This window comes from Anabaena sp. CA = ATCC 33047 (genome assembly GCF_963870205.1).
In the GTDB taxonomy this organism is placed as follows: Bacteria; Cyanobacteriota; Cyanobacteriia; order Cyanobacteriales; family Nostocaceae; genus Trichormus.
This window is the reverse complement of record NZ_CAWMSA010000035.1, coordinates 46,426-62,575: the sequence shown is the minus strand read 5'-3', so window position 1 is coordinate 62,575 and position 16,150 is coordinate 46,426. Positions and strand designations below refer to the sequence as shown.

Here is a 16,150-nt window from a genome sequence, read left to right as displayed (position 1 = left end):
AAAGGGCGGATACCTGTGGAAAATAGTATTCACTCACATAAGTGTTAAGTTTTGCTGCTAATTTAGATTAGGGAGGCTTGAGCAGAGGATTTGCCCAAATGCGATCGCTCTTAAATTAATAAAATTAACCTTGAGTGGTAAAACAAAAATTACTGACTCATTTACAATCTTCAAAAAACCATAAAATAAAAACCTATGTTTGACTTCCTCAATCCTATACTTGGTCGCCATCCCGAACGAATCAAAGCCAATGTAGAAATCTATACTTGGCAAACTTGCCCTTACTGCATTAGAGCCAAAATGTTGTTGTGGTGGAAAGGTGTAAATTTCACCGAATACAAAATCGATGGAGACGAAGCCGCAAGAGCCAAAATGGCCGAACGTGCCAACGGTCGCCGCACAGTACCCCAAATTTTCATCAATAACCAACACATTGGCGGTTGTGATGACCTTTATCAACTAGACACCAAAGCTCAACTAGACCCGATGTTAATACAGTCAGCTTGAGTGAGTGCTGAGTGTTGACTACAGTGGTCTAAGTCAGGTGGGCATTGCCAACAACTTAAAACTTAAGGTCTTAGCAACTGGCAAGCAATGCCCACCCTACAAATATCTAGTTTTGAATTTTGAATTTTGAATTTTGAATTTTGAATTGATTAGTCCCCAGTCCCCCGACTACTCCGAATATTTAATTTACCGCCACTGGATGAACCGAGCCTTAGAGTTGGCAAAAATCGCTGGGGATGCGGGGGAAGTTCCTGTAGGTGCGGTAATTACTGATGCTGATGGTAATTTAATTGCTGAAGGGGAAAACAGAAAAGAGCGTGACCATGACCCAACAGCCCATGCAGAAATTATCGCCATTAGAGCCGCCACCCAAGCCTTACAAACTTGGCGGCTTCATAATTGTACTTTGTACGTCACCTTAGAACCTTGTCCTATGTGTGCAGGGGCGATAGTACAAGCACGTTTAGGCAAGCTAGTCTATGGAGTGGACGATACTAAAACTGGCGCAGTTCGTACTGTTATCAACATCCCCGATAGTGCTGCATCTAATCATCGTCTGCAAGTTGTCGGAGGGATTTTAGAATCAGCTTGTCGCCAACATTTACAAAGTTGGTTTGCCACTAGGCGACAGGATAAAACTAACGGACAGAGGTAGAACTGTCCAGTGTAATCACACAAATTCACAAAGAAACTCTACGGTGTGATTATACCAATCATTTATCGCCTTATTCTACCGCTTAAAGCAGCTACCGTCATGATCGATATTTACTCTGTGTCTCATCCCTGCACAATCAAACCCACAGAAAAACCTATAAATTCCCAGGTGGCTGTTAGTAGTGGGCGAATTTCACCTTGGTTAACTCCTCTAGCCTATTTTTTGGGATATCACATCGTTTTACCCGGCTATTTTGGGCAAATTCAAGTTACGGGACAAGAAAATCTCCCCCTGTCTGGGCCTGTAATTTTAGCTCCCACCCATCGCTCACGTTGGGATTCAATACTTTTACCCTATGCCACAGGTCGTTATGTTACGGGTAGAGACTTACAATTTATGGTAACTCTGACTGAATGCCAAGGGTTACAAGGTTGGTTGGTACGTCGCATGGGCGGATTTCCTGTGGATACCAAACACCCGGCGATCGCAACTCTCCGTCATGCGGTAGAAGTCCTACATCAAGGACAAATGTTAGTCATTTATCCCGAAGGTAATATCTTTAGAGATGGCAAAATCCACCCCTTAAAGCCCGGTATAGCTCGTTTAGCTTTAAGTGCAGAATCCCATCATCCCGGACTGGGGGTAAAAATTCTACCAGTTGGCATCAATTACAGTCAGCCTTATCCCAGTTGGGGTACAGATGTCAGCATCAACATTGGTTCCGCCATTGATGTGCAAGATTATATCAATGGTCAAGTCAAACAAAACGCCAAACGGTTAACAGAGGATTTAACCAGGTCGCTACAACAATTAAGCACTCAACAACTAGCTGTGAGTCATCATGCTTTGGCAGAACTTCCCAATTCTTGATGGTATTAGGGACTAGGGAAGCGGAGGAGAAAAACTAATGACTAATGACTAATAACTAATGACTAATAACTAATGACTAATGACTAATGACTAATGACTAATAACTAAACCCCTAAACTCAATTCCCAACTGTTGAGTTTACCGACATCTTGGGGTGCGTAGTCAATTAGCCATAACTGCCAAAGTCCTTTAGCAGACTGGGATAGTAACTGTTTGAGAATGGGGTGCGATCGCAGTGTAAATCTAGTATTTAACTGAGTCCGACATCCCAAAGTGCGATTTTGCAGCAACACCTGTTGATGATTCGGAGCAATTAAATAAATTTCTAAATCACCTAAAAAATCGTGCTGGATATTAACTGTAACTTGAATATCTTTAACTGCACTCGTTTGAGAAATAGCGATCGCACTCTTAATACCCTGTCTATTATTATCTGGTATCTCTATGGGGCGAGTATTACTCACCTTAATTTGTTGACTAGCAACTGATTTATTCGGCTGCATTTGCAAAGCAGCTTGTACAGCCCTAGCCGCATTCACCTTACCGTAACCGAACCACTGAGAATGTCCATTTTGGTTGTAAGTTCCTTCACGTAAACCCAACTGCGGGTCAGGGTCAAGGTCTATAATTTTATCTGCCGTTGTTTCTAAAATGCGTTTGACTTGTCCGGCTGTTAAGTCAGGATTTGCTGATAAAACTAACGCCGCTACTCCTGCTACTACTGGCGTAGCACTAGAAGTACCACCAAAGTTTTCTGTAAAGTTCCCTGGATCATAACCTGCCGCGCCGATTTGATCAGTTGTCAACATTCCCCTTCCCATTAGGGAACTTTGGATCATGGGTTGCGTATACAAAAAACCCTTCTCTGGAAATGACATACCCGGAGGAGCATTGTTACTAGGCGCACATACAGAAATATTAGCTCCCCAATTACTGTAGGCGGCTTTTTTGTTCATGCTAGTGGATGCCGCGACTGTCATCACATCAGGATGCACCGCAAAACCACTGAGCCAATCTGTTAAACCTCGTAAAACATTATCCGGCCAATTCTGCTCATACACAGTACCGCTAATTGGGCGGTTGGCGTTACCTGCCGCAAATAAAACTACACAACCTTTACCATTGCGTCCTTGTGTAGCGGCTCTGGTAATTGCCGCCCGTTGACGCAACGATAAGGGAAAGTAAACAGCAGCTGCCCCCCAACTACAAGAAATCACACTCGCACCTTTTTCAATTGCCCAGTTGAATATCTGCTCAATTGACTCATCATCTAAAAATCCTGTAGTACGGATGGGCATCAATGCACAACCAGGCGCAACGCCCACAATTCCCGCACTGTTTTCTTCAGCTACCGCTATCCCTGCACAGGCTGTACCGTGACTATTCGCCTTACTACCATCAGGCAAAGGTAAAAAGTCGTTTTCTCTTAAGTCTCTGGGCGCGACAATTTTACCACTACCTTGAAAGTCTGGGTGGTTTAAATCAAAAGAATCATCCACCACAGCCACAACCACAGAACGGACACCGCGCGTCATATCCCAAGCCTGTTCTACCGCGATATGAGAACCCGCGCTTAACTCATAACCACCGTTATGATTGAGATACCATTGCTGAGTGTAAAGGGTGTCACGGGGTTGGTAATGGGGTTCTGTTTGTATAAGTATATTCGGTTCTGCTACTAATACTTCTGGGATACCTTGCAATTGATTAGCGATTTTAACGGGGTTTGCTGTGGCGTGTTTACTCACCACAAAGACAAAAGCATTGGGTAAACCCTGGATGGGTTGATGTTGGATGAGGTGGAATGTAGCAGCAATCAGATTAATCTTGACAGTATCTACTCCATCGGCAAATTGAATTGTAATTTGGTCGCTTAAATAAACGTAAGTTCCTGGGTTATGCTGGAGAGTGTAAGCATGACTGGCAAAAGCTACATTCTCATCAGCACGAGCTTGGGCGATCGCCTCCTCGATGTGGTCAGGCGTTACCTGATATAGTTCTAGTCGAGCTTGGGTAATACTGCGCTGCCAAATACCCCAACTAACCTGCGATAATTGTTGCACAGGAAAATCGGGGACAAAACGGACGGTGAAGCAGAAGACAGCTTTCTCTAAGATTAATTCTTCCCCACCCCGTTGGAGAACTAATCCCAAGCTACTTGCTGGTACACCTGTGGTTGAAGAATCAGAGGAGTGATTGCGAGGGTTCATGACGATTCTAGTAGTTGCAGAAGCTATGGGAACTCTATAAAACCGATTTTCAGTCTAAATCACAGAAACTCAGTACGTAGCTTCGTTTTGTGAAAAACCAAAACAGAGTTAAGATACCCGAAGTTTCTCTACCTTGTTCTATTTTTTAATAGTTGTTGCACAAATTCACCCCATGAAAGTCGCTGCTCCTGCTTCTTTAGTTCGTTTAACTTCTCTATCGGTGATAGCAGTTCTTAGTCTGCTAACTCCTGTCCATGCTCAGAACCAAGTACAGCCTATCGATCCTAATAGTCCGAATAACCTACGTCCTACTGCTCAAAATGACAGCCTGTTGAGCATTGCTGGTGGAGAACGTTTGATGAAAGAGGCGGAGCAAGCTGTGGCTGCTCAAAATTACACCTTAGCTGCTAAAAAACTGCAAGAAGCACGTCAGGTTTATAATCAACTATCCAATTTCTACCAAGATTTAAACTCTAGCTTCTCTGGGATTGATATTCGCGTTTCTGATTCCCAACGTCAAAAAGCTCTCATGACTGCCCAAAAGCGGGATGAGGCAACCTATCAGTTAGCATTGGTACATCGCGCGCAAAATCAGCCAGAATTAGCTGTACCTTTGTTGATTCAAATTATTAAAAGTCAAAACCCTACACGAGAATTAGGTAAAAAAGCCTATCAGCAATTGTTTGAATTGGGTTTTGTTGATGCTCCCTATCCCAGACAAGGCGGTAGTAGTTCCTCATCCCAAAGGTAAGTAAGTCAGTTCTGTATCATTTTCTGGCTGACTGTACAAGTGGGGATTTTCTCAACTGGAAATCCTTTCCCCAGCAATTTCGCATCAGCATCTGTTCTATGATTTGCTAATATTGACACTCTCACCGCTAATTGCTAAAGCAATGTAGCGGGAGATTCTTGTTTTTCAGAAACACGCTTTTTGGCACAAGTACCAACGAGTCTTACTGTTTCTCCACAAGCTTGAAATTCTGTGTGTCCCACAGTATTTGTTGTTAGTATTCTTATCCCTTCTGCTCTCAAGTTCCGTGAAGCATTTTCATCTCTGTCATGGGTTGTTTGGCAACTTGGACAAATCCACTCACGGATACTTAAGTTCAGCAAATCATTCTTATATCCGCAACAGAAACAAAGCTTTGTACTGGGAAAGAATCTGTCAACTTGGATAAATTTACTCCCCTCTCTCTCTAGTTTGTAGCTAATGAAATTAAGCAGTATACCAAAACCAGCATCATGTACAGTTAAAAAATTACGTTGAGAAACAAGAACAACCAAAATAATGATTCGCTGCGCTCAATTTTTATGTTGGTCGCAATTCATCATCCCGTTAAGTCTAGCGACTGTAACGGGAGTCCTCTTGCTCCATTAAGATAGAAAAGTAAGTTTTTCAGGAATTGCGATGATTACTCCGCAGCAGGTTGAGACAATGATCAAAGCGGAACTGCCAGATGCTCAGGTTCAAGTGCAAGACTTGACTGGTGGTGGTGATCACTATCAGGTGACAGTCGTCTCATCGCAGTTTGCAAGTAAGGGACTGGTGCAACAGCATCAGTTAGTCTATGGTGCGTTGCGTCAAGCTATGTCTACTGAAGCTATCCACGCCTTGGCATTAAAAACCTATACTCCCGAAGCTTGGCAAGCAACAGCCGCTTCCTAGAATCAATAGTCCAATATTCCAGTTTGATCGCTGAAATCTCGACTATTGACTATTTATGCTCTTGACTCTTGACTATTAACAAAACTAGGAAACACAAAAGCCATGACACCAGAAACCAAAGCGAAAATTGATAACTTAATCGCACAAAATAAAATTATGGTTTTCATGAAGGGAACCAAGTTGATGCCTCAATGCGGTTTCTCTAACAACGTTGTGCAGATTCTCAATACTCTGGGAGTTCCCTTTGAAACCTTTGATGTCCTTAGCGACTACGACGTTCGTCAGAGTATTAAAGAATATTCCAACTGGCCGACTATTCCCCAAGTATATATTGATGGTCAGTTCATCGGCGGTTCTGACATCATGATTGAACTCTACCAAAATGGTGAGTTGCAACAAATGGTAGAAGTCGCACTAGCTTCATAATATTTTTTATGGACGGGGAACTCTTAACAGGACATAGGGAACAGGAGATATCTGTGTAGACACGCATAGCGGGGCTTCTCTTAGAGATGGGGGTTTAAATCCCCCATCTAGACTTGCCGCCTGTGGGTGGTGACTCTAACCCTAGCCTGGGGAGAGTTAACTTCCCTTGCCACAAGTTTTTCCTTCCAACCCTATTTCTTCTCTGTTCCCTGTTCCCTGTTAAGAGTTCCCTCTCGCGCAGGGAGATAACTTTTTGATTCCCAAAATTCACACTAGCGTAGTGCTTGACCTGTGCAGATAATATGTTATAATCATCTGCGGCTAGAGAGGTGATTTACACCTTTGAGTAGCTGTTAATAATAATCAGGCTGTGGTTGTGGTTGTACCATGACGAAATTTGAAGCATCGTACAGGTAGCGGCTAGCTTCTTCCTCCAAACGGTGAATCAGATAAGGTTCAATCACGTTACTGTGTCGCAGCGCGGCTAGATATCCATCCAAATACATCCTCATGTCATCCGTGCGATAACCGCGATTCCATAACTCGACGAAGGCATCGGTAATGCGTTGGTAGTAGCGGATGGTTTGTGTGTCTTGGAGCATAACTGCTTTTTGATCTCTTTGGAATGAGAATTGTAATTGATTCAGACTAAAAAGTGAAGTGTTATTTATTCTTGGAAATCGATAACAATTGTTTGGATCTGCTTGTGGCAATCTCTCCAGCAGCTACAGTATAGTTAAATCCTATTCCATAAAAATCGCAACCAGATGTTGTCATAAGGTATTTTTATAGTTAGTTTTGGTACAGTAGCCAGAGTGAATGAGACTGTGTAAGTATTAATTCATTCAGAGCGCAGTTAGCTCTAGAATGGCAAAGATTGGCTGGGCTTATAGTAAAGTTTTGGCAAATTGTCCTCATTCAAAAGTAGGATGTTTACCGGAAACAACCTTTGATTTAGTCTAACAAAAATTGCCGAATATGACTAACTCAGTCTTGGGTAAGAGATGAATTCACCGAATCACCAACACTTCTGATCAGGAAATGTCAAGGGAATTGCACTTGGAGTAACAAAGACTACAAAACCTTGAGCATGGGCTTGTTACTTTGAAATTCATCGACGCTAAGGGATTTTGCAGCCGTGGGTTCGGTTTGTATTGAAATCGTAGAGGGGAATCCCCATCTAAGGTCGTTGCTGGGCTGGCACTTGCAACAGTTGGAGTATAGGGTACATCAAGCAGCTAGCATATATCAAGCAAGAGAACTGTTTTTAAGCCATCAACCGACTTTAGTTATTTTAGATGCTGATTTGCCAGATGGCGACGGCATGGAGTTTTGTCGTTGGTTACATCGCCAACAACAGCCTTTAATCTTAATGCTATCTGCTCGGAGCAACGAAGCGGATATTGTGGCAGGTTTAAAAGCTGGAGCCGATGACTATTTGAGTAAGCCGTTTGGAATGCAGGAGTTTTTGGCGCGGGTAGAGGCTTTAATTCGCCGTAAGCGCACACCAACAGCACCTGCTTATTTGGATTATGGGAGTTTGCAAATTGATTTAGTGCAGCGACGGGTTCGTTTCCAAGGGGAGTTTATTGATTTAACGCCCCAGGAGTTTAGTTTACTGTACGTTTTGGCGCAAGCTGGAGGAGTGCCGTTAAGTCGCTCGGAACTATTGCGCCGTGCTTGGCCGGATGCTATTGATAATCCACGTACCATTGACACTCATGTTTTATCGCTACGCAAAAAAGTAGAACTTGATCCCCGTCAACCTAGCCTGATTCAGACTATCCGTAACGTGGGATACCGATTTAACATGGAAATTTTGAATGCTAATCTTCCCCAAACACAAACTAAGTTAGCTAAGGAGAGGTTTAGTAATCCACGCTCGACTTTGAGTGGACAAATATCATAGAAAAAAACCGTCAATTGCTGCGCCCAGGTTAATTTAAAATTTCAAGGTCAGGAGGCAAGAGATTTTTGCATTTTTAAGTTATCTGCACATTCGAGATTACCAGACTAGAAAATTGCCAAAAAAATCAGCCTCACTGCTTGTGAGTTTTAAATGTTGAGTGTTGGGACTAACTCCATTCTGCATCTGCTTGCGCTGTGGCGTGCATCAACCTTTGTCGCAAGTCAACCCAGTCAATGTTAGCGGCTGTTTGATTTACTAATACACGTCCTTGCTGTAGGTATAACAGCCGATGACAAAACATCTGGGTGAAGTCGAGTTGGTTATTCACCATCAAAATTGTTGTTTGATGGGTGTGTGTGAGTTGGGTTAAGACTTGCATCAGATGGGAGGCGGTATTGATATCTAAAGCAGAGGTTGGCTCATCTAACAGGAGAATTTTCGGTTGAATGACTAAAGCACGGGCGATCGCTACTAGCTGTCTTTGTCCAACCGAAAGTTGTAATTCAGTGCGTCCTAACCAATCATGGGGAATTTGCAGTTGTTCTGTCCAGTGATTGACTCTTTGCTGAATTGTCTGTTTAGGTAAACCACGCAAAACTAAAGGATAAGCCAAGGCTTGCTGAACTGTCATCCCCAGTAGCCTTGGCTCTTGTAATACCAACATCACCATCTGGCGCAGTTGAACCGCCGGGATTTGGCGATATTCTTGATTTTCTAGATAAATTTTGCCGCTATTGGGTTCACTGAGGCGGTTAATTAATCTTAATAAAGAAGTTTTACCGGCACCAGTAGGGCCGACAATGGCTAAACGTTCTCCAGATGATACCTCAAAGGAAATATCTTGCAATATGGGGTATCCCTGGAGTTGAGTTTTGAGCTTGGCAAATAAATTAACTTGCTCTAGCTGTATTTGGGCTGTCACGTCGCTTCGCTCCGAATTCAAAATTCTCTCATTCAAAATTCAAAATGAAAGTCTGGTGTAGGGTGCGTCAGCAGCGAGAATTGGCGAAACAATCACAGATTTTCTACATCTGACGCACCCTACTAATGTGCCAGTGGCGTAAGTCCTGGTTTAGCTGAAACTATTCCTAACTGGAGCGAACCAAGCTAGAGATTGCTTGCACTAAATTGTTTGGCTCTATTGGCTTAGAGATATGCTTTTGGAAACCAGCTTTTAATGCTTGTTGCTGATTCATTTCCCCGGCGTAAGCAGTCAGAGCGATCGCTTTTATCTGCCCACCTTGCTCTGATGACAATTTTCTCACTTGCTGGATGAACATATAACCATCCATATCAGGCATTCCGATGTCACTCAGTAACACATCAGGTTGAGACTGTGGCAAAACCAGGAGTGCTTCAGATGCGGAAGACACAGATGTGACACTCGCGCCATAATTCTCCAACAGGATAGCAATGAACAGTCGTGTGTCGGTATCGTCATCCACTACTAAAACTTTTACACCACTCAAATCTAGAGATGGATCAAGTAGTTTACCATCCTGGTTGATTGTCGATTGAGTAGGCATTAGGGGTATGCGGATTGTAAAGGTTGCGCCTTGCTCAATACCGGGACTTTCTGCCTGAATTGTTCCACCATGCAATTCTACCAAGTGACGGGCGATCGCTAACCCTAATCCCAGCCCTCCAAACTTTCTGGTAGTAGTAGAATCTGCTTGGCGGAAGTAGTCAAACACGTAGGGCAGAAATTCAGCATCAATACCCTTGCCTGTATCGCTGACGGTAATTTGAGCATAGGAGGATGTAGAAACAGGGAGGCGTGTTGAGGCGGAAAGTTTTTCTAGATTCGCGTCTTTAATTTGTTCCAAGCGGATGCTGACTTCTCCCCCTTCAGGCGTGAACTTCACAGCGTTTGAAAGCAGATTCCAGATTACTTGTTGTAGCCGAGTCGAATCACCCGCCACCTTACCCACATAGGGTTGAATCTCTGCTTGCACCTTGATTGATTTAGCTTGGGCTGCCACTTGTACAGTTTCTACAGCCGCAGCGATCGCAGTTGCTAAATCCACCGGAGCCACATTCAAGCTGAGTCTGCCCTGTAAAATTCGGGAAACATCGAGAAGATCCTCAATCAGTTCCGATTGTAACTTGGCATTGCGTTCAATGGTTTCCAAACCTTGCGCTATCTTTGCTTCATTCAACTTTTGTCGGCGAAGTAAATTAGACCAACCCAGAATAGAATTAAGGGGGGTGCGTAACTCGTGGGAAAGTACCGCCAAAAATTCATCTTTGACACGGTTTGCCGCTTGGGCTTGTTCCCGTAGTGCTTCTGCTGCTGACCTTGCTTGCTGCTGTGCTTCGTATAACCGGGCATTCTCAACGGCGATTGATGCCATCTGTGCCAACTGCACAAGAATAGCTTCATCGGTGGCGTTAAACTCACCTTTACATTTATCTGAAAGCTGAATCAAGCCGATATTATGCCCGTCTCGTCCCATCAGGGGTGCTGCCAGCAAGCCCCGCAGAGGCGGATGATGTTTGGTTTCCTGGCCGAAGTCTTCCCACAGGGGATGAGCGTTCAGTTCGGCTTGTGTCATCCGCATCGGGCGATTGGAGTGACAAACACAGCCGTAGATTCCCGACCCGTTTGGCTTTTCGTGGTAGTCTCGCCAATGTGCATACTTATCAGACAGGTAAACAGCGTTAATTGCCTGCGCCCAATTTTCGTCAATAGTCATGCTAGTGACAGCTTGGTGAGTGCCAATAATTGATGCTGCCTGATCGGTGATTACTTGCAAAACTTCTTGAATAGAAAGAGCCGAATTGATTGCCAGCGATGCTTTTGTCAATCCCTGCAATTGGTTGGCATAATTTCGTTCACGGGCAAAGAGTTTTTCGCGCTCGGCTTCTGCGTGTTTGTGGTTGGTAATGTCAATAAATAACCCATCCCATACGTCTCCTTCTGGTGTTGGCACAGCACGGGAATTGCCCTGAATCCATTTGGATTTACCTGATGGCGTGATGATCCGCCCTTCCCACCGCCAGGGTAGGAAGTGCTGGACAGCATAATCCACAGAGGTTTCAAATGATGGTAAATCCTCTGGATGAATTAAGCTCACAAAGGAATCGGCATCTTGTAAAATGGTTTCTGGCTCTAGTTCCAAGAGTTCACGGGAGCAAGAACTCACAAAACTAAACCGATGCGGAGTATTCGCATCAACTTTAGGCGAGTAGCGATATACCATACCTGGCACGTTTGCCACCAGTGCCTCAAACCGAGTTTGACTGTGTTGCAGTGCTTCACGGATGGCTTTCTCTTGAGAGACAGCTTTCATAGCCGTTTGGCGTAGATGCTGCATACTTTGTAAGGCGGAGGCGGTAAATCTCGCCAAACTGTTCATCAGCCGATGATCCTCAGCATCAAACCGTCGTGCCTCATGATGGGAACAAATCCACAGCACACCCAATGGTTGCTCCTTGACAAATAGCGGAATTAGCAAACCTTCAACAATGGGAAACTGCGGATGGTGCAGATAGGTAAAATAGCGTTCAGGATAGGTGTAAAGTTGGGTCTGTTTAGATTGAATTGTGCTACTACAAGGACTAAAGTTACCTGGTATGATAGTTTGTTCTAGAAACTCTAATGAGCCAGCGATCGCTACCCAGCAAAATCTAGATTCACCATTGGGTACTGTTTCCAGTAAGCTGACTCCGGCACTATCAGCTTGACATAGCTCTACTGCAATCTCCACAAGACTTTTAAGTATAGATTGCGGCTCATCCATCAGTTGTTGAGCAAGCCTATGCAGGGCTTGATTTTCAACCGCTAAATCTGCCTGTCTCGCTGGACGACTAGCTAGTGCTGCTGTAATCAAAACGTCAGCTTCCGTAATTCCCGAAATATAGTTTTGGGATAAACGCATTAATATATACGCAACCCGACTGCGTTTAACTGAAATAAAAACTTATAAGTAATTATTATGATAGCAAGTTAATTCCTACATATTCGGATATTATGGAATTATCTTTGGTTAAAAAAAATTAATTTAGTTAGTTTGTTAAATTATTTAATATTAAGTTTTTTCAGTTTCAGAGTATCGTAGACTCCGCGCTCAACAGGAGTAGCGCGGAGTAGTTGACTAGATAGCTAAAGCTGTGGTGATAGTCCAAGCATCAACCAACAACAACAGTAATGTAAATCCTAGTAAAATTAGATACATCCAAGGTTGCGCCAACGGGCGAACATCTGTAGTATCTATACCTGTTTTAGCTTGGACTATATTTACTAACCGGGCAAATCCCGCTACTCGCATCGGTAGTAAATAAGCCTTGCCATCTTGACTGAGAAAATAATAAACTAATCCTCCTTGACCAGTAGAACGAGGTTTGATTTGTTTTATCTCTGACCAAGGTAAAAACCAACCCTTGCGGAAGAAAGAAGGAACCCAAACAGGGTAAGCAACCTGTATTCCTTGTTCATCTAAAACTACTCGTTCCGTCAACACTGCATATAAACCCACAAAACCAATGCAAATTCCCACCCATAACAAAGCGGGGGGTGTGGGTGCGGCTGTGGCTTCGGCTAGAAAAGGTAATGGTACTGTGAGTGCTACATAAAGACTCAACAGTGTAATCCGAATTAAGGGAGATAAACGAAAAATAGACGCTGAAGCATTAGCTGAGTTTACTGTCACGGCTCAATCATCAATTATAAGCTTTTAACTTCAGTCTAACTAGGAAGTGGGCAGTTATTAGTCATTAGTCCCCCCACTCCCTCATCCCCCTCATCCCTCTGCTCCCCTGCTCCCTCATTTCTCTCAAGGTAAATACTTTTGTACTACACTCCAGCCAGTGAGTGACACCCAAGCAAAGCCCAAACATAGAATAATATTCACACTGACGTGTAAACGTCTAGCCCAAGGGCGACTAGGACTAATTTGTGTTGCACTCACAGCCGACACCAGAACTAATACGACGACGGTTAAACCAGCCGCCAAGTGTGGCGAGTGTCCTAATGAACCAAAGTGACCTAAAGTACCAACAATACCAATAGCTAGGAGTAACAGCACTAAACTAACCATGCTGATACCGATGATATAGTGGAGCGATCGCCATTCGCGTAGCGTCCCGCAGGGAAGGCGGGGCGCAGCCCATCGCACTCCGGTTCTATTAACCTGCCAAAAATTACTGACATTGTGATCATTTCTCACCAGCCACATCCAAACGCCTGTAACTGCTAACAGCAAATAAGCCAGTATCGACAATCCCATCGACCAAGCAGCTATTTTCCACAACCAGAGAAATGAAGGTAGGTGCATAAAGTTTTATTTTACAGGAAACTGGGGACTGGGGACTGGGGACTGGGGATTGGGGATTGGGGGGACTAATGACTAATGACTAATGACTAATGACTAATGACTAACCAATAAAAAAGGCTGCTGAATTCAGCAACCCTTGAATGAGCAAAACTATTTTGTTAATCAATTGATGATAAACCAGCTGTTGTTAAGGGTTTCGTTGTATCACCGAGTTTTGTATTTTTTGACGGCACAATCGATTGTGTACTAATCGGGTCTGCACCTATTGTATCTGTATTAAACTCACTACTGCTCGGCTCGTCAATGATCAGGCGATCGCACGGGATGGTATCTGATAAAATCGCACTTGCCATCATTCCCGTATGAATCTCCATCTGAGCATCTAGAGGAGCTTCAAACACGAGGCGTTGTCCAGGAAAAACCACCCTTTCAAAATACCAGTTTGGAATATTGGAGATGCGAGCCACCTGAATTTTGCTCGTGGCATTAACGTAGCAGCAGAGAATTTTCCCCGATTGCTCAGGTGGTAGAGGGTCTAATATTTGAGCCATAACTGCTGAGGAGCTTTACGCCACAATTTTACATTACACCAGCAAAGTTAACACTTGCTGATCCCCATCTGCTGTAACTCCGACTACCAACTGAAAATTTCTACGTTATTTCTATCTAAAGATATGTTCAAGTTATGAAATTTTTATACAAAAAAATTTATTCCCAATAATTATACACTATAACTGAAATTTTGTTGAATTTTCTGACTGAATTAAGCAACAGTTCATTCCCACTCGCCACTATTGAGAGTCGATATCGTGATGATTTGTTTTTATCTATCCCACAACAGAGGAGCAGGGATCATCGCTTAACAAATGAACTCAATGTTATGGTAAAGATATATGAAAATTTTCCTCATCAGACCTCATCTATATTAATGATGTCAAGCAAATCGCATTATCAGGAATCTGCCAAAAAGTCAAGCATGACTGAAGCAACTGGCACAACCAACCCATACTCAAGGAACTAATTCTTGAGACTTTCCCCGACAACTGGCAAGATGGAAGTTAAAACACCGATGATGGAAAATAGAATTCTCTATGTTCGCCTTCCTTGTAACCCCATCTTTCCCATTGGGGTTGTATATTTGAGCGATCATGTCCACAAAGTTTTTCCCAATATCGAACAACGGATTTTTGATTTGGGAACTGTACCACCTTTAGACTACGGCTCGGCACTAGATCGTTGTATTGATGAATTTCAACCAACTTTATTAGTATTCTCTTGGCGGGATATACAAATTTATGCCCCAGTGGGTGGGCGTGGTGGCAATCCTCTACAAAATGCGTTTGAATTTTACTATGCCAAGAATCCCCTGATTAAATTACGGGGAGCATTGGGTGGTTTACGTATCTTTATCGCCTATTATGTAGAGTTATGGCGCAACCTAGGATTAATTAAACGCGGCTTAAAACGCGCCCGCCAATATCATCAGGATGCCCGTGCTGTTGTCGGTGGTGGTGCAGTCAGCGTATTTTACGAACAGTTAGGTAAAAGCTTACCCGCAGGAACAATCATTTCTGTAGGTGAAGGTGAAACCTTGCTGGAAAAATTCCTCAGTGGCAGAGAGTTTCGTGACGAACGTTGTTATGTAGTGGGAGAAGATAAACCACGCCCTAGACTTATTCACGAACAACCCACCCCACTAGAAAAAACTGCCTGTAACTACGATTACATAGAAAGCATCTGGCCAGAGTTCAACTATTACCTGCAAGAAAAAGACTTTTACATTGGTGTACAAACTAAACGCGGTTGTCCCCACAATTGCTGTTACTGTGTTTACACCGTTGTCGAAGGTAAACAAGTACGCATTAATCCAGCCGACGAAGTGGTGGCGGAAATACGTCAACTCTATAATCGCGGGATTCGCAACTTCTGGTTTACTGATGCCCAATTTATCCCGGCGCGGAGATTCATCGACGATGCTGTAGAACTATTACAGAAAATTGTCGATTCCGGCATGACAGATATTCATTGGGCAGCATACATCAGAGCCGACAACTTAACACCAGAGTTGTGTGATTTGATGGCAAAAACCGGGATGAATTACTTTGAAATCGGTATTACTAGCGGTTCTCAGGAACTCGTGCGAAAAATGCGGATGGGGTATAACCTGCGTACCGTCTTGCAAAATTGCCGAGACTTGAAAGCAGCTGGTTTTAATGATTTAGTTTCCGTCAATTACTCCTTTAACGTGATTGATGAACGTCCCGAAACTATCCGCCAAACCATCGCCTACCACCGGGAACTAGAAAAGATTTTCGGCGCGGATAAAGTCGAACCAGCGATTTTCTTCATCGGATTACAACCCCACACCCATCTAGAAGAATATGCCTTCAAAGAAGGGATACTCAAACCAGGGTATAATCCCATGAGTTTGATGCCGTGGACAGCTAAAAAACTGCTGTGGAATCCTGAACCCCTGGGTTCATTCTTTGGTGAAGTTTGCTTACAAGCTTGGCGACAAAACCCCAATGACTTCGGCAGGGAAGTCATGAAAATCTTAGAAGAAAGATTGGGATGTGCCGATTTAGAAGAGGCTTTGTCAGCACCCATTCAACCGAAAGAAAAACAGTTAGC

Annotated in this window: 16 protein-coding genes; 8 read left to right on the top strand and 8 right to left on the bottom strand. The window is 43.6% G+C overall.

The genetic code is table 11. The features are described from left to right. Nucleotides 1–195 precede the first annotated feature (195 nt). The 3 genes from grxC to AACS98_RS07810 all read left to right on the top strand — a co-directional run bounded on the left by grxC (nt 196) and on the right by AACS98_RS07810 (nt 2,032). A complete protein-coding gene (grxC, locus tag AACS98_RS07820) occupies nt 196–507 on the top strand; it encodes a glutaredoxin 3 (protein ID WP_066377929.1) in 312 nt (103 codons plus the stop codon). A gap of 199 nt (nt 508–706) precedes the next feature. Next, nucleotides 707–1,162: a tRNA adenosine(34) deaminase TadA gene (tadA, locus tag AACS98_RS07815; RefSeq protein WP_066378211.1), complete on the top strand. Its 456-nt coding sequence runs from the start codon at nt 707–709 to the stop codon at nt 1,160–1,162. Nucleotides 1,163–1,261: 99 nt separating this feature from the next. Then, nucleotides 1,262–2,032 carry a lysophospholipid acyltransferase family protein gene (locus AACS98_RS07810; protein WP_066377927.1) on the top strand — a complete coding sequence of 257 codons (771 nt, stop codon included), beginning with the start codon at nt 1,262–1,264 and terminating at the stop codon, nt 2,030–2,032. 104 nt (nt 2,033–2,136) lie between these two features. Here the strand turns inward: AACS98_RS07810 and AACS98_RS07805 are convergent, their stop codons facing one another. Then, entirely contained in the window at nt 2,137–4,242 is a 2,106-nt protein-coding gene (locus tag AACS98_RS07805; protein ID WP_066377926.1) for a S8 family serine peptidase, read from the bottom strand. A gap of 172 nt (nt 4,243–4,414) precedes the next feature. Here AACS98_RS07805 and AACS98_RS07800 point away from each other — a divergent pair, with 172 nt between their 5' ends. Then, the gene (locus AACS98_RS07800; protein WP_066377924.1) at nt 4,415–4,993 is read left to right on the top strand and encodes a hypothetical protein; all 579 of its coding nucleotides are present in this window, start codon (nt 4,415–4,417) and stop codon (nt 4,991–4,993) included. Between the two features lie 134 nt (nt 4,994–5,127). Here the strand turns inward: AACS98_RS07800 and AACS98_RS07795 are convergent, their stop codons facing one another. Continuing rightward, nucleotides 5,128–5,526 (bottom strand): transposase, encoded by a 399-nt coding sequence (locus tag AACS98_RS07795; protein ID WP_232317127.1) that lies wholly within the window; start codon nt 5,524–5,526, stop codon nt 5,128–5,130. Between the two features lie 124 nt (nt 5,527–5,650). Between AACS98_RS07795 and AACS98_RS07790 the strand changes: the two genes are divergently transcribed. Beyond that, nucleotides 5,651–5,908, top strand: coding sequence for a BolA family protein (locus tag AACS98_RS07790; RefSeq protein WP_066377922.1), 258 nt, complete (start codon nt 5,651–5,653; stop codon nt 5,906–5,908). Nucleotides 5,909–6,010: 102 nt separating this feature from the next. Next, nucleotides 6,011–6,334, top strand: a complete 324-nt coding sequence (gene grxD, locus AACS98_RS07785) for a Grx4 family monothiol glutaredoxin (RefSeq protein ID WP_066377921.1) — start codon at nt 6,011–6,013, stop codon at nt 6,332–6,334. A gap of 353 nt (nt 6,335–6,687) precedes the next feature. Here grxD and AACS98_RS07780 read toward each other — a convergent pair whose 3' ends face one another. After that, complete coding sequence (locus tag AACS98_RS07780) at nt 6,688–6,936, bottom strand: DUF6761 family protein (RefSeq protein WP_066377919.1); 249 nt, start codon at nt 6,934–6,936, stop codon at nt 6,688–6,690. A 536-nt stretch (nt 6,937–7,472) separates the two neighbouring features. Here AACS98_RS07780 and AACS98_RS07775 point away from each other — a divergent pair. Continuing rightward, the gene (locus tag AACS98_RS07775) at nt 7,473–8,243 is read left to right on the top strand and encodes a response regulator transcription factor (protein ID WP_066377918.1); all 771 of its coding nucleotides are present in this window, start codon (nt 7,473–7,475) and stop codon (nt 8,241–8,243) included. A gap of 166 nt (nt 8,244–8,409) precedes the next feature. On the opposite strand, the gene AACS98_RS07770 is transcribed toward AACS98_RS07775, so the two are convergent. The 5 genes from AACS98_RS07770 to AACS98_RS07750 all read right to left on the bottom strand — a co-directional run bounded on the left by AACS98_RS07770 (nt 8,410) and on the right by AACS98_RS07750 (nt 14,070). Further along, nucleotides 8,410–9,165 carry an ABC transporter ATP-binding protein gene (locus AACS98_RS07770; protein WP_066377917.1) on the bottom strand — a complete coding sequence of 252 codons (756 nt, stop codon included), beginning with the start codon at nt 9,163–9,165 and terminating at the stop codon, nt 8,410–8,412. A gap of 166 nt (nt 9,166–9,331) precedes the next feature. Beyond that, nucleotides 9,332–12,124, bottom strand: coding sequence for an ATP-binding protein (locus tag AACS98_RS07765; protein ID WP_066377915.1), 2,793 nt, complete (start codon nt 12,122–12,124; stop codon nt 9,332–9,334). Nucleotides 12,125–12,340: 216 nt separating this feature from the next. Further along, complete coding sequence (locus AACS98_RS07760) at nt 12,341–12,895, bottom strand: hypothetical protein (RefSeq protein WP_066377913.1); 555 nt, start codon at nt 12,893–12,895, stop codon at nt 12,341–12,343. Nucleotides 12,896–13,018: 123 nt separating this feature from the next. Next, nucleotides 13,019–13,519 (bottom strand): DUF4079 domain-containing protein, encoded by a 501-nt coding sequence (locus AACS98_RS07755; protein WP_066377911.1) that lies wholly within the window; start codon nt 13,517–13,519, stop codon nt 13,019–13,021. Between the two features lie 158 nt (nt 13,520–13,677). Then, complete coding sequence (locus AACS98_RS07750; protein ID WP_066377910.1) at nt 13,678–14,070, bottom strand: DUF1830 domain-containing protein; 393 nt, start codon at nt 14,068–14,070, stop codon at nt 13,678–13,680. Nucleotides 14,071–14,570: 500 nt separating this feature from the next. Between AACS98_RS07750 and AACS98_RS07745 the strand changes: the two genes are divergently transcribed. Next, a partial coding sequence (locus tag AACS98_RS07745; RefSeq protein WP_066378205.1) for a photosystem II high light acclimation radical SAM protein occupies nt 14,571–16,150 on the top strand: 1,580 nt, incomplete at its 3' end.